The 13387-nt window shown below is 59.9% G+C and carries 8 protein-coding genes; 3 read left to right on the top strand and 5 right to left on the bottom strand.

Features of this window, described 5'->3' with window-relative positions:
• Positions 1-137: 137 nt before the first annotated feature.
• Positions 138-3560, bottom strand: a complete 3423-nt coding sequence (locus D0Y96_RS03600; RefSeq protein WP_158562157.1) for a TonB-dependent receptor — start codon at positions 3558-3560, stop codon at positions 138-140.
• A 462-nt stretch (positions 3561-4022) separates the two neighbouring features.
• Here D0Y96_RS03600 and D0Y96_RS03595 point away from each other — a divergent pair, with 462 nt between their 5' ends.
• The gene (locus D0Y96_RS03595; protein ID WP_147324897.1) at positions 4023-5369 is read left to right on the top strand and encodes a hypothetical protein; all 1347 of its coding nucleotides are present in this window, start codon (positions 4023-4025) and stop codon (positions 5367-5369) included.
• Between the two features lie 223 nt (positions 5370-5592).
• Positions 5593-6297 carry a glutamine amidotransferase gene (locus tag D0Y96_RS03590; RefSeq protein WP_117297932.1) on the top strand — a complete coding sequence of 235 codons (705 nt, stop codon included), beginning with the start codon at positions 5593-5595 and terminating at the stop codon, positions 6295-6297.
• A 52-nt stretch (positions 6298-6349) separates the two neighbouring features.
• Here D0Y96_RS03590 and D0Y96_RS03585 read toward each other — a convergent pair whose 3' ends face one another.
• From D0Y96_RS03585 to D0Y96_RS03570, 4 genes are all read right to left on the bottom strand, one after another.
• The gene (locus D0Y96_RS03585; RefSeq protein WP_117297931.1) at positions 6350-7627 is read right to left on the bottom strand and encodes a D-tagatose-bisphosphate aldolase, class II, non-catalytic subunit; all 1278 of its coding nucleotides are present in this window, start codon (positions 7625-7627) and stop codon (positions 6350-6352) included.
• Positions 7628-7648: 21 nt separating this feature from the next.
• Positions 7649-8836, bottom strand: a complete 1188-nt coding sequence (locus D0Y96_RS03580) for an SIS domain-containing protein (protein WP_117297930.1) — start codon at positions 8834-8836, stop codon at positions 7649-7651.
• A 77-nt stretch (positions 8837-8913) separates the two neighbouring features.
• Positions 8914-10872 (bottom strand): alpha-galactosidase, encoded by a 1959-nt coding sequence (locus D0Y96_RS03575; RefSeq protein WP_117297929.1) that lies wholly within the window; start codon positions 10870-10872, stop codon positions 8914-8916.
• Positions 10869-11870: a carbohydrate kinase family protein gene (locus tag D0Y96_RS03570; protein ID WP_117297928.1), complete on the bottom strand. Its 1002-nt coding sequence runs from the start codon at positions 11868-11870 to the stop codon at positions 10869-10871. The genes D0Y96_RS03575 and D0Y96_RS03570 overlap by 4 nt, the downstream gene beginning before the upstream one ends.
• A 582-nt stretch (positions 11871-12452) precedes the next feature.
• On the opposite strand from D0Y96_RS03570, the gene agaR reads away from it, so the two are divergent.
• The gene (gene agaR / locus D0Y96_RS03565; protein ID WP_117297927.1) at positions 12453-13256 is read left to right on the top strand and encodes a transcriptional repressor AgaR; all 804 of its coding nucleotides are present in this window, start codon (positions 12453-12455) and stop codon (positions 13254-13256) included.
• The last annotated feature ends 131 nt before the right edge of the window (positions 13257-13387 follow it).

Here is a 13387-nt window from a genome sequence, read left to right as displayed (position 1 = left end):
AAATGGAGGGAGTCACTTACAAAGTAAGCGGGCAAAGTATCCGCAGTAAGAACGGAAAAAGAAAATACATTCTGAAGAGAGTTCGCTTCGCCTGTTCGAAACGATCGGACAGGCGAAGCAGGGTTTTACATCAGCGATCAGAAGACGAAGCGGCCCGCCAGCTGTACGGTACGTCCGCCGCGGTCTGCCGTCAGGTTGCCGAAGTTGGCATTGCCCAGATAGAAGCCCGAAGGGCTGGTGCTTCCGCTGGTCGTCAGAAAGTTGGTGGTGTTGGTTGAGTTATAGGCTTCCATGCGCATCTGGAAGGTCATGCCTTCCCGCAGCGTGAACAGCTTGCCGAGCGAGGCATCGTAATTCCGGAACGCCGGTCCGGCCACCGTATTGCGGCGCAGATCGCCCACCGTGCCGTTGGCGGCCTGTGTAAACGCCTGAATGTTAAACCAGTGAACGGTGTTGTTGTTCGGATCGACCTTGCGGGGGCCGCGGTTGGCGTCCTGGCCGGGCACGGCATCGGGGCGCTGCTCGCAGGTTCCGCAGATAAATCCATTGTGAGCGCTGTCGTAGTTCTGGTTCACGGTGTACCACGGGCCGCTCTCCACGGTCAGAATGCCGCCGGTCTGCCATCCGCCCAGGAAGGCATCCGCCACCCGGTTCAGATTGCTGCCGAAGGCCCTGCCGCGGCCGAAGGGAAGGTCGTACTGAAACGCGGTGACCCAGCGGTCGGCGATATCCCAGTCCGAGTTGCCGTGCTGCAGTGTGAGCTGCTGATACGGGTAGCTGGCGCGTCCGTTATTGCCCACGCTCAGGCCCGAGTTGGTGATGTCGTCGATATCGTGGCTCCATGTATACGCGCTGATCAGCGTCAGTCCATTGCGGAAGTGCCCCTGGAACTTGATGCCGAGCGCGTTGTAGTTGCCCATTCCCTGGTTCGAAGGGCCCTGAATCGGGCTGCCCGCGATCAGGTTCCCGTTCGCGTCCACGCTCGGAAAGGGCTGCCGGTCTGCATACGGAACCGCTCCATCGACAGAAGGAGCGGGAATGTTCCAGTCGTTCGTGACATACATCGCCGTGGTCTTCGATCCCATATAGGAGACATCGAGCGAGCTGTCTTTCGTGACCTGCCGCTGCAGCGTCGCATTCCACTGCTGGAAGTAGGGCGTGCGGAAGCCAGGAGCCATCGCATACAGCGTCGGATCTCCCGGGTTGGTCAGTGCGTAAGACGGGAAGCCCGAATCCATGGTGACGGTATTGACGGTCGCCGGGTTCGAATCAGGCACCGTGAAGGTATCCTCCAGCAGAAACGGCGTGGAGAAGCCGGCGCTCGGCTGTCCGAACGGGCCAAGCTGCTCGGGGCCGAAGTACAGGCCGTAGCCTGCGCGGAAGACCGTATTCGACGTCATCAGATAGCTGAAGCCGAAGCGCGGTCCGAAGTCATGATGATCCGGCTGCACGCCGAAGTAGCGGTTGGAATGCGTGTTGAGGATGAGAATGCCCTTGTTGATCTGTGCCTGCGTCGCCGTCGGGAACGATCCCGTGTAACCGGGAATGTTCAGCACGTGCGTGACCGGGTTGAGCGCGGTTCCGTGGTTATGCGCCTCCCATACCGGCGTGACGTAATCCCAGCGCAGCCCGAAGTTCACGGTGAGCTTCGGTGAGAGCTTGTACGAATCCTCACCGAAGAGCGAGTAGGCGCGGCGCTGGTAGTCGTTGGTGTGAATCGCCGAGATCTGCGCCACCTGCGGCAGGTCCAGCAGAAAATCGGCGTAGGGATTGCCCGTTCCCGGATCGGCAACGCCATCGGTATAGTGCGCCGTGTAATGGCCGTCGAAGTTAAACTGCCCGTTCGGAGCGAAGGAGCTGGCGGAGCTCAGCAGAAAGACCCAGCGGTACATGCCGCCCAGCTTGATGGTGTGCCGTCCGGTGGTCCAGGTCAGCGTATCCGCGCCCTGGTACGTTCCGTTCAGATCCTGCTCCGAATAGCCGCCGCCGAAGCCGCTCAGGTTGCTGTTGGTAAATTGAATGGTGGCCAGGCCGCCGGCAAGACCGCCCTGCAGCGGCACGCCCGAAATGCCGACGCTCTGATTGATGTTCTGGTTTCCGTCTACCGGCGCAGTGATCCAGTTCAGCCGCGTCCAGCCAAAGCGGGCGTCGTTGATCATGTGCTGCCCGAAGATGTGCGTCCAGCCGGCAACCACGCCCTGCGCGCTGGCCGTGTTGCTCACATCGCCGGTAAGAATCGTCCCCGAGAAGAGACCCAGCGCCGGCTCGCTCTGGTGCTGATACTGGTACCGCCCGAAGATCGTATCGTTCGGCGACAGGTGATGGTCGATGCGCACGGCGACGCGATTGTCGTCGTTGCTGATGGGGTCGTTGTGGACGTAATTGAAACTCCCGTTGCCTGAGATATTGGGCTGAGGAATCGCCGCCGCAATCTTCTTCGCGACCGCGCTGATGCGGCCGGACGGAATGGTATTGTTCGCGAACGGCTGATTGGTCATCGGGTCGTAAATAGTCGCACCGCTCACAAAATCCCCGGATGCTTCATTCGCCGTGGGAATGAGTCCCTTATTCTGAGCGCCGGGCGAGCGGTAAGGCTGGCGCTCGAAATCGGCGAAGAAGAAGGTCTTGTCGTGACCGTCGTACATTTTTGGCAGCCATACCGGACCGCCGGCCGATGCGCCGAAGATGTTCTTCGTGTAGTCGGTCTTGCCGATGCTCTGTGCCTTGTTGAAGAAGTCGTTGGTGTTGAAGTCGCTGGTCTGAAAGTACTCGTAGCCCGAGCCGTGAAAGTTGTTGCTGCCCGATTTGGTGATGACGTTGACCACCGCGCCGCCGTCGCGTCCAAACTCCGCGGAGTACGCATTGGTCTCCACCCTGAACTCGGCAATGGCATCGAGCGAGGGCTCGATCGCGAAGGTCCGGCCCTCGTTCACATTCTGGTCATAGCTGTTGTTGTCCGTGCCGTCCAGAACATAGTTGTTCTGGTACTGCGAAACTCCGTTTGCGGCAAATGCGCCGCTCGCCGTATCGCGCGGGCCCGAGGGGGTCGAGTAATTCACGCCGACCGTCAGCACCGCCAGACGATTGAAGTCGCGATCGCTGACCGGAAGATCGTCTTTCAGTACGCCGCTGAGCGTCTGCCCCAGCGCAACGTTCTCGGTCTGCAGCAGCGGAGCCTGCGCCGTGACCACCAGGTTCTCCTTCACATTTCCTACCGCGAGCGAGACAGGTACACGGGTGTTCTGCTGAATCTCGACCACAACGTGGTCCACCACCGCGGTCTCGAATCCCGGCTGCGCCACTGTGACACGATAATCTCCAGGCGGTAACGGAGTAGCGGTCCACGTGCCGATACTGTTGGTGGTGCCGTGCAGATGGGCCTGCGTTCCGTTATTGGTAACATCGACCGCCGCGCTTCCGACCGTCGCCCCTGAAGCGTCGGTTACAGCGATAAGAATGCCTCCAGAATCCTGTTGCGCATACGCGCAGGCACCCGCGACGAGCCATGCACATACAACCCATGCATACCATCGGGGAAATTTTGCTTTGTGAGCTGACACGTTGTTCTCCTTGCTTTTCGTTGTCGAGCGTCCTGGTTGGTTGGGATAAAGATCCGCGGGGCTGCTCTTTTTTTGTGGCTGTTGGCGAGCAGAAACCGCTGTCCGGCAAATTCACCGCATGTTCATACACCGCATTTGTTTGCCTGGACAGCACATCAGGAAGGGGGAAGGCGTCCTGGCGAAACGCCTTCATCATCGGAGGTATGCCACAGCAGCGGAAGGTGTTTTCACCGTGGAGCACGCCCTCCGGCATCCACCGGGGTGGAAAGCCGAGTGTCTAAGCTCCGCAACGGAAGGAATGTCGGCAGGGAATATTTGGCCGATGCGGCAACTACTTTTTAACTGTGTTTAAACCTGTACACGCATAATAAAAAGCGTTCTTACTCGGTTGATTTGTGGCCGGATTCTGATTTTTCCGCATTTTCCGGAAACTTTATCGTCTACCGCAGGTGGAGTATGAGGGTGGCGGCGAGTTCTCCTGCATCACAATTTCCGGCTTCTGTGAACGGCGCGTTGCTGTCCGGCGATGCGCGCTGGCAGCTTGCGCAGCGCGTCGCGGCCAGCGATATCTTTTCCCGCTCCGAATTTCTTCCGAAATTTCTGCTCGATATCTGCGAGCTTTACCTGCTGGGCCGCACCGAAGAAATCAGAGAGCAGCAGATCGGCGTGCGCGTCTTCGGACGCTCACCCGGTTACAACCCGGGCGACGACAACATCGTCCGCAACTATGCGGTTCAGCTTCGCAAACGGTTAAATCTCTACTTCGAGAAGGAAGGGAAGGACGAGCCGTTCCGGATCGAGATTCCACGGGGCGGCTACATCCCTGTCTTTCATGCCCGAAAGACAAAGGAAGAGCCCTCGCCCGTCGTAACCGTAATCTCCGCCGCAAAAGAGCCGGAGACCGCCGCCGAGTCTCATCCCGATCTGCCCATCCCGGCCGCGCCGCGAAGAGCAGACTGGCGCATGTTCCTCGCCGGCCTCGCTATCGGTCTGCTGCTGCTCGGCGCAGCGGCCTTCCGCTGGAAGCTGCAGACCGCGCCGGCAACGGTTCACGCCGCTCCCGCCAATCCTCTCTGGTCCGCGATCTTTGTGCGCGATCGCGACACGTTCATTGTGCCGGCAGACAGCAGCCTCGGCATTCTGCAGAACCTGACCGAAGAGCCCGTCAGCCTGACCAGCTATCTGAGCGGCGAGTACCTCTCGAGCGTTAAGGTAAAGGGGATGGATCTGGGCAACCTCAACGATCTGCGCATCCAGCGCTACACCAGCATGGTGGATCTGAACATCACCTCCAGGCTCTCGCATCTGCCGGAGGTCGTTCCCGATCACCTGATCGTGCGATACGCCCGCGACCTGCGGATGGATGATCTGAAAAACGGCAATGCCATCCTGCTGGGAGCCATCCATACCGACCCGTGGGTTGGCCTGCTGCAAAGCAGCCTGAACTTTAAATTTGTCTGCGGCCGCCGCGTGAACGACTGCTACATCTCCAACGCCCATCCCGCTCAGGGAGAGTCCGCCGCATACCGCACCGATCCGAACGGTCCCTCCCGCGAGACCTATGCCATCGTGGCTCTGCTGCCCAATCTCGACCGCTCCGGATGGATTCTTCTGATCGAAGGCCTGAACATGGCCGGCACAGAAGCCGCGGCAAATATGCTGCTGGACAGCGCAGCGATGCGTCCCATGATCCGGCAGACGATGTCGCGCAACGGCACGCTCCGGCCATTTGAGCTGCTGGTCCGGACAGGCAGCTTCGACGCCGAAGCGCTTCCATCCAGAATCATCGCCTGGCGTTTTGGCGAATAATATCCGGCTCTTTCTACTTTCCATTCCCATTCTGTCTCGTTTTGCGACACACTCCGGCTTTCTTTATCTCTTCTGTATCTGCATTAAGCTGCGCAGCTAAGTTGCAGGTTATAGTTGGAAGATCGAGACAAAGAGAGGCAGCAATCGTCCTCCGGACGCCGCCGCTCTGTCTCGGTCCTCCCCGAATTCTGGTGCCGACCGTGTACCGAAGAGCCGGAGACCTATGCGAAGCGCAGTTGCAGTGACCCACGTTCCCTTTGAAGATTCAGGATCGCTTGAAATCGCGCTGACGCAGGCCGGTTATGCGATCGAAACAGCAGACGCATGTACTGCCGATCTGCGCACTCCATCGCTTGCGAATGCCGATCTGCTGATCGTCCTTGGCGGCCCGATCGGCGTCTATGACGGAGAAGCCTATCCGTTTCTTGATGTGGAGATCGATCTGATCCGTTCGCGCCTTGCGGAAAAGCGTCCGACGCTCGGTATATGCCTTGGCGCTCAGCTCATCGCTGCCGCTGCCGGTGCTGCCGTTTACCCTGGCTCAGAGGGGAAGGAGATCGGCTGGGGGCCAATCCACGCAGGTCCGGATGCCTTGCTCTACCCTGAGTTCGCCGAGCTTCTGGCTCCCGATCTGCATGTTCTGCACTGGCACGGCGACACATTCAGTCTGCCGCCTGGCGCCAGCCATCTCGCCGCGACTGCGCTTTATCCGAACCAGGCCTTCGCCATCGAGCAGCACACGCTTGCCCTGCAGTTTCATCCGGAGGTGACAGTCCGCGGGCTGGAGCGCTGGTACGTGGGCCACGCCTGCGAGCTGGCCGGCGTGGGAATCTGTGTGCCGCAGATTCGTCAGGAGAGCGAAATCTTTGCGCCGGTTCTGGAAGAGGCGGCTCTGCGCTTCTGGAACGGATGGCTGTCGCGGCTGTAACTGCGAGCAGCCATCCCGGCCTGCTCGCAGTCCATATATATCTACCGGCGGATTATCCCCGGCAGGCCTGCTGATAAGGCCGCAGCGCGGTGATGATCTGATCGAGAATCAGCGCCACGGGCGCATTCTCGAGCGATCCCTCGCGCACGCGCTCATACTGCACAGGCAGGTAGGCAGAGAGCAGCGTCTCCGGAATGCGAGCCTGCTCGAGGTTTTCGATCAGACGCGAGACCGAAGCGGCGATCTCCGCATCGTGCCAGTAATAGCGGACGCGGTCGCTGTAGCTGTGGATCAGAAGACGCTCCACGGTGAGCGCATCGCCGTGATAGTGATGCTCCCAGTTCTCCGGATGCGCTTTCATCACCCGCTGCAGCGTCTCTTCAAGATGCGACCTGCGACCTTCGGGAACCGTATATCGTTCGATCGCTTCGAGCGCCAGCAGTGCCTCGCGCATCGCAAACGTCAGCGCGGGGCCGACCTTCAGAATCGCAAAGCCGTCCCGCACCAGTTGCGCATAGGCTTCGGGCTTCTGGTAATCGGTCGAGTGGGCTTCGAAGATCAGCTCCGAATGCCTGCCGAGCAGCGTGCACAGCGTCTGCGCCTTCGCCGCGTCATAATCCACCACATCTTCATGCCCGAACTCGACTCCCGGCTGAACCACCAGAGCGATCACGCGCTTCCACGCGTCGTCGATACCGTCTGCGGAGAAGGCCTCGCGGTGCACAGAGAGCGCTTGTTCTGAGGCTTCGGGGCGCGTGACGGAAACCGACAGTTCTTCTACCGATCCGCCCGGAGTCGGCACCTCTGTACCGATCACATAGCGCAGCCGGTCATGCCCCGCGCTGCCTTCGGCCACCTTTGCCAGCGCCGCCGCGCGCTCTGCAATCACCTCATCCGGAAACGGTACCGGATCGCCTTCGCAGGGCATGCTCGTGTCGAGATGAATCTTGGTGAACCCTGCCTGAACGAAGTCGGCAACCAGGTCGGTCGCATTTTTCATGGCCTCTGCGGCCGGAAGGTGACGCCACGGATGCGGACCGAGATGATCTCCGCCCAGCAGCAGCCGCTCCGTCGGGAAGCCCACACGCTTTGCGATGGATTCGACATACGCGCAGAAATCCTTCGGCTTCATCCCGGTATAGCCGCCGAACTGATTCACCTGGTTGCAGGTCGCCTCGATCAGCAGAGGCTTTTCGTCATCGAGCGCGCTGCGCATCGCTGCTTCCAGCACCCACGGATGCGCGGAGCAGACCGAGTAAATGCCGGGAAACTTACCCTGCGCGCGTTCATGCGCAAGGTCCTTCAGATCGAAACCGGAATAGGTCGTCATACGGAGCTCGTCGCAGTCTTCTCAGTAAATTCCAATAGGCTGAACGACGCGGGTAATAGCGCCGTTAGGGCTTGGCGAGTCGGGCGTAAGTCCCCAGCGCAGGCTGAAGAAAAGCCCGAGCAGCTGCCCGAAGAGCGTATCGACCGCCGGGCGATAGAGGTCGGGAACAGACCAGTGCCCCTCCGGAGCCACGATCTGCGTAGCCTCGGGCTGCGGCAGCGGAGAAGCTCCGCACCCGAGTATGGCAAGCGATGCGCCGGTAAGCTGCTTCCGCTCGATCTCGCGCAGCAGGTCGATCTCATATCTCTGGCGCGTGTTCTGCGTCGACAAAAAGCTGACGAACAGCGTGTCCCTGTCGAGCGCCGCCATCGGTCCGTGACGCAGCCCGAGCGTGGCCTGCCACATCGTCTTGGTTCTGCCTGCGGAAAGCTCCAGCAGCTTCAGCGCCGACTCCATCGCCGTTCCCGTCAGCGTGCCCGATCCGATAAAGCACGCCTGCCGGTACTTCTGCTCTGCAAGATGCGAGGCGGTTTCGGCGGCCACGGGAAGAAACGCGTCGCCCGCAGCGGAGAGGGCTGCGATCACCGGCTCGTATTCTTCCGCTGACCATGCGTGCGCCAGCGCCTGGCCCGCAATCACCATGTTGGTGAACGAGCTGGTCATCGCCAGACCCTGATCGTTCGTCTCCTCTTCGAGCGTGATGCCGAAGCTGTTCGAGCGGCCTTTGATCATCTGGCTCATCTGCCCCGCTGCGTTGCAGGAGACGACAAGATGCGAGATGAGAGGACGCTCGGCAAGCGCGCGCTCCAGTACGGCAACCCCCTCCGGGCTGTCGCCGGAGCGGGAGAAAGAGATCCAGAGATACGGACGGTCTTCGAGAATGTAATCGGAGAAGTTGATCAGCAGGTCCGTGCTCGAAACCGGCGTGACTTCGCACTGCCATTTTTGCCGCAGAAGATGGTGCAGCGAGTGCCCGATGTAGTCCGATGTGCCCGCGCCCACAAGAAACACCGCCGGCCGCTCGCTGCGCGCAGCATTGATTCCTGCCGAGGCAAGAAAGGCGCGTACCTCTTCAAGGCGAGCCCGGATAAGGTTCCACGTACGAAGCCAGGTTGCAGGCTGCTGCGCGATCTCCTGCGGCGTATGAACGACGCCGAGCTTTTCTTTTTCTGCCGCGGTCAGATTCAGTAACGATGTGAGAGGATTCACGCTTTCCAGACTCCTGCTAAAAGTGGGGCCCGACGACCCGGTTCGTTCAAGCAATGCACACGGCCTGCGTAACGCATTCAGGGACGTGCGGTGGATGGTTCCGATTCAAAGGTGCGGACTTCAAACGGCTTCAGGTGCAGCACGACTGTCTTTTCAGCCTGCCAGTGCGCCGCGCTTCCACCCTGCGCCTGGAACGGCTCGCTGACGGTGAAGGAGCTTGCCGCGCCGGCGGGGAGTTCGAGCGCGCTTCTGAGGTTCAGTGAAAAATCCTGCGCGGCATTCGACGGGTTCCGTACCGTGATGATCCAGCCGCTCGGCGCCCACGCTGCCCAGCCGTATGCCTGCAGCCTGCCCGGATCGCCGCCGATCCAGTGCGTGTCTTTCAGAATCGCAGAATGGCTGCGTGACCACTTCGCTGCAAACGCAAGCTCGTTCCAGTCCGCATCGCTTAGCAGAGAAGGAGTGATGTACATTTCCTGCAGCTGCGTTCCGCTTCCAAAATACGATTCGACTTCGTCCGCAAAATCGTGCCCCGGATCGGTGCCGAGGTCCTTCGCCTGCTTCGCATAAATCAGCCCGTGCAGCATCAGCGAGTTCAGCGGAAAGAGCGGACCGCGCTGAACAATGTTCCGGTACGTCTGCTCGTCGCGATAGGTCATCCAGCGCTGCCGTGGCGTGCCCACTCCGTCAAAGGAGTGGTCTTCACCGGAGCGCCAGATCGAGTCGGCGTAAAAGAGCCAGAAGGGCGAAGGATACGTGCCCGTCGTGAGATTGATGAAGATGCCCTTCTTCTCTTCGCGAATGCGGTGAATCAGATGAATGGCGGCGTCGAAGTCGCTGTCGAAGGCCGAGCCCGGAAAGACACGGTCCGCGTTGCCGGTGCCGTCAAACTTGAACTGGTTTACGTTGTAGCGGTCCACCATCTCCAGGCAGGCCTTGGAGAAGTCGCGATAATACTTCGGACCGGAGAGCGCGAATCCATCCTTGATGATCTCGTACCCGTGGCTTCTGCCGAAGGCGACGCGCTCGCGCTTTTGTTCTTCATAACCGCCCCACGGCGAAAACCATACGCCGACACCGGCGTGAATCTCCTCTGCCGCCTTCGCCACATTCGTAAAGCCATCGGGAAAGCCCGGATTAAAGCCCCAGAAGGAGTTTGGATTATCCCATCCGTCGTCAAACAGAAACGAGTCCAGCTCCACATGACGCTTCTCGACAAGCTCACGCCCGAATGCGTGGATGCGGTCGAGCGCGTCCGCCTCGCTGTAGCGGTTCTCAAAGCCGATATCGTACCAGGAGTTGTAATGCAGAAAGGGCTTGTAAGGACGCGGCCGTTCGCTCTCGATGTATGCCAGAAAGGCGCGTCGCATCTGCCCCGGCTGCGCCGTTCCGATCACCGCCGAGTACGTAACGGACTGGTTCGCCTGCAGCGGAAGAACCCGCGTGATGCCCGCCTCAACATGACCGTCTTCGACGCGGCTCCATGAGAGCGGATGCTCGAAGCCGAAGAACATGCGATCGTCCGCGACCGGCGAGCCCTTCACCGATCCGGCGACATGCGCATCCGCATCGTGAAAGTCCAGCAGCCGCACCTCTGTGATGGCAAGATCGTGCGCCGGAGCGTGAATGGTGAGCCGCTCCCGCAGATAGTTGCTTTCAGGGCGTGCCAGCAGGCACCAGTGAAAATCCGCTTCACTCTTCGGATCGTGCAGATCGGCGCAGACAACCTTCTCGTCCGCGCCATCCGGGCTCTCCGCCGCAAAGGGATGCGTCCAGGTCAGACCGGAAGGCTGCAGAACGCTGCCGTCATGCAGCGTGACCGTGAACAGTCGCGGAATCTCGACCGTGCGATGAGCCGCGAGGTTGTCGATCACCAGCTCCGGCCTACCCTGAGAAGCGGCCAGATGCGCGGCCAGCGCTTTGTTGGCCACAGTTGTCTTCGCGGGAGCCTGCCCGAAGCAAAGCGCGGTCGAGAGAAGAGCAGCCGCAGCCACCCGAAGAAGATGCCGCTCAGAAGTGCGCAGCGCAGCACTCATGCTCTGACTGCCTCCGGATGATTGGAAATGGAAGAACGTTTCGCTGCGCGGCTTTGCACGGCTGGAAATCGGTGCTGCCGCAAAAACTCATCCCGCTTTTTGTGATCGCGAAATGCTTCGGTGCCCCCGGACTGCACGGTGGAGAAGGCTCCGGTGATATTGCCTGCCCGCGCGCTCTCTTCAAGAGAGCAGCCGGAGAGCCACGCAGCCAGAAAGCCCGCGTTGAAGCTGTCTCCCGCGCCGATCGTATCCACAGGCTGAACCGTAATGCCGGGAACCTCGATGCGGTCTTTGCCGCTCTGCACCACCGCGCCTTCGCTGCCGCGCTTCACCGCGACGATCGGCACAACAGAGGAGATCTCGGCAAGCGCCTCGTCGAGATTGCTCCGGCGCGTCATGCGGCACAGCTCATCCTTATTCGGCAGCAGAAGGTCGATATAAGGAAGAAGCTGCGGCAGCACGCCGTTCCATTTGTCTTCGGGATCGTCATTCGTATCGAGCGACAGAGTCAGCCCCCGCGACTTCAGCTCGCGGAACAGCTCCGGCAGATCGGCCTGCAGGGCCGGCAGCAGAAACAGTGACGAAAGATGGAAGTGCCGTGCCGAGGCAAGGTACTCAATGTCGAGATCGGCGCGCGTCATCTCGAACATCGTGCCGGGATAGGTGAGAATGTGCCGCTCGCGTCCATGCGCCAGCAGGATGGTCACTCCGGTCTTCGTCTCATTGGTGGCTTTGACGACCTTCGATACATCCGCTCCGCTTTCGGCCAGGCGATCGAGCGCCAGCTGGCCCAGCTCATCCCGTCCAACCCGGGTGATGAATCCCGTCGCCATGCCCAGGCTCGCCAGATTGTGAGCAAGGATCGCCGAGGAGCTGCCCAGCGTGACCTCGAAACCGGTTGCAAGCAGCTCGCGTTCCACCGGAATTTCTTTCTCAAGTCCGTAGAGAACCAGGTCGAGATTGATCTCGCCGGCAATCGTCACGTCAAACGAAAACATCCACCAGGCTCCAGAATGAAACTATCTTCCGCATAATTATCATTTATTACGATATTAAGCAACAAAGATATTAAGCGAAATGCAGTAGGGAAGACGCGCCCTCGGAGCATCTATCCAGCGCATGTATCCTGCGAGCCCTGAATTATAAGGAAGTTTGTGCGCAAAGAAGCAACGCCTCCCGCCTTATCTGTCCCTGATATACGCATTGCGATTAATTTTCTTTCATACAGGGCATTGAAAAAGCGTAATCATACGGAATCAGCACGGAAGGCCGTCTTTTCTTCGATATCCCATCCGCCGGGGCTCCGGAAACCCGCCCGCAGAATCGGGATTGTAACAGCGCCGGACAGGAGACTGCACGAAGAAGATGCACGCCGGGAAGCCGCTCTCATCATCACGAGAGCCATCGCCGCTGCTGCATCATTCGGATCGCCGTGAGCCGCGCGATGGCTGCGCGAGCACTTTTGCCTTTGGATACCTGCGGCCCAAAACCGTGGAATCCTTTCCGCCGTTCGTCTATGATCGTGTCTGCCTGAAAGGCGGCGTATCTCCGCAAGAAGAACGAGGTTGCTCACAGGGTCCATGCGAGGCAAAGCGAAGGTTCAATCCAGCGAAAAGCCGGATATGCTGATCGACGAGCGGCGCCAGCACATTCTGGAACTGATCCAGAAGCAGGGAAGAGTGTTGGTCGGCAGGCTCTCTCAGGAGCTGAAAATATCCCAGATCACCATCCGCAAAGATCTGGATTTCCTCCAGTCCAAAGGGCTGGTGCAGCGCTCCCACGGCGGCGCTCTGCGCATTCAGTCCAGCGCCCTGGTCGACCCCACGCTGCAGGAAAAGCAGAAGCACAACTATGCCGAGAAAGAGCGGATCGCCGCCGCCGCCACAAAGATGGTGGAAGAAGGGCACTGCATCATTCTCGACTCCGGCACGACGACGACCGCAATCGCCCAGGGGCTCAAGCGGTTTAAGCAGCTCACCATCATCACCAATGCGGTGAACATCGCGGCGGAGCTGGCCGGAACCGACTTCGAGGTGATCCTGGTCGGCGGAACACTGCGCAAGAACTCCTTCTCGCTGGTCGGCCCGCTGGCCGAAGACAATCTGGAAGAGATGCACGCCGACATTCTGTTTCTCGGCGTTGACGGATTTGACCTCGAGGTCGGCATCACCACCCCGAATTTCCTCGAATCCCGTGTCAATCGCGCTATGGTGAAGGCCGCGCGCCAGGTCATCGCCGTATGCGATTCAAGCAAATTCAGCCGCCGCAGCCTGTCGCGCATTGTACCGCCGTCGGCCATTCATCACGTCATCACCGATCGCAACCTCCCTCAGGAGACGGCGGACGCCCTGCGCGGCCAGGGAATCGTCCTCACACTCGTCTGAGTCCGCTCTCTATCCATCCCTTCGGGTTATCGAAAGTTTCGTTTCCTTTCAGTTCGTTTGACCGGAGCCTTCAGCGTTCATTACAGTGAGCTCTGCTGATGCTTTTCTACGGAAAGGCTTTCACTCGAAAC

It is taken from the genome of Paracidobacterium acidisoli, assembly GCF_003428625.2.
Classification (GTDB): domain Bacteria; phylum Acidobacteriota; class Terriglobia; order Terriglobales; family Acidobacteriaceae; genus Paracidobacterium; species Paracidobacterium acidisoli.
The sequence above is the reverse complement of the archived record's forward strand: the minus strand, read 5'-3'. Positions and strand labels throughout refer to the sequence as shown.

Excerpts from the sequence above, each read along its gene's own strand:
- D0Y96_RS03590 (WP_117297932.1), top strand. The coding sequence starts at position 5,593 with ATGCGAAGCGCAGTTGCAGTGACCCACGTTCCCTTTGAAGATTCAGGA.
- D0Y96_RS03585 (WP_117297931.1), bottom strand. The coding sequence starts at position 7,627 with ATGACGACCTATTCCGGTTTCGATCTGAAGGACCTTGCGCATGAACGC.
- D0Y96_RS03575 (WP_117297929.1), bottom strand. The coding sequence starts at position 10,872 with ATGAGTGCTGCGCTGCGCACTTCTGAGCGGCATCTTCTTCGGGTGGCT.
- D0Y96_RS03570 (WP_117297928.1), bottom strand. The coding sequence starts at position 11,870 with ATGTTTTCGTTTGACGTGACGATTGCCGGCGAGATCAATCTCGACCTG.
- agaR (WP_117297927.1), top strand. The coding sequence starts at position 12,453 with ATGCGAGGCAAAGCGAAGGTTCAATCCAGCGAAAAGCCGGATATGCTG.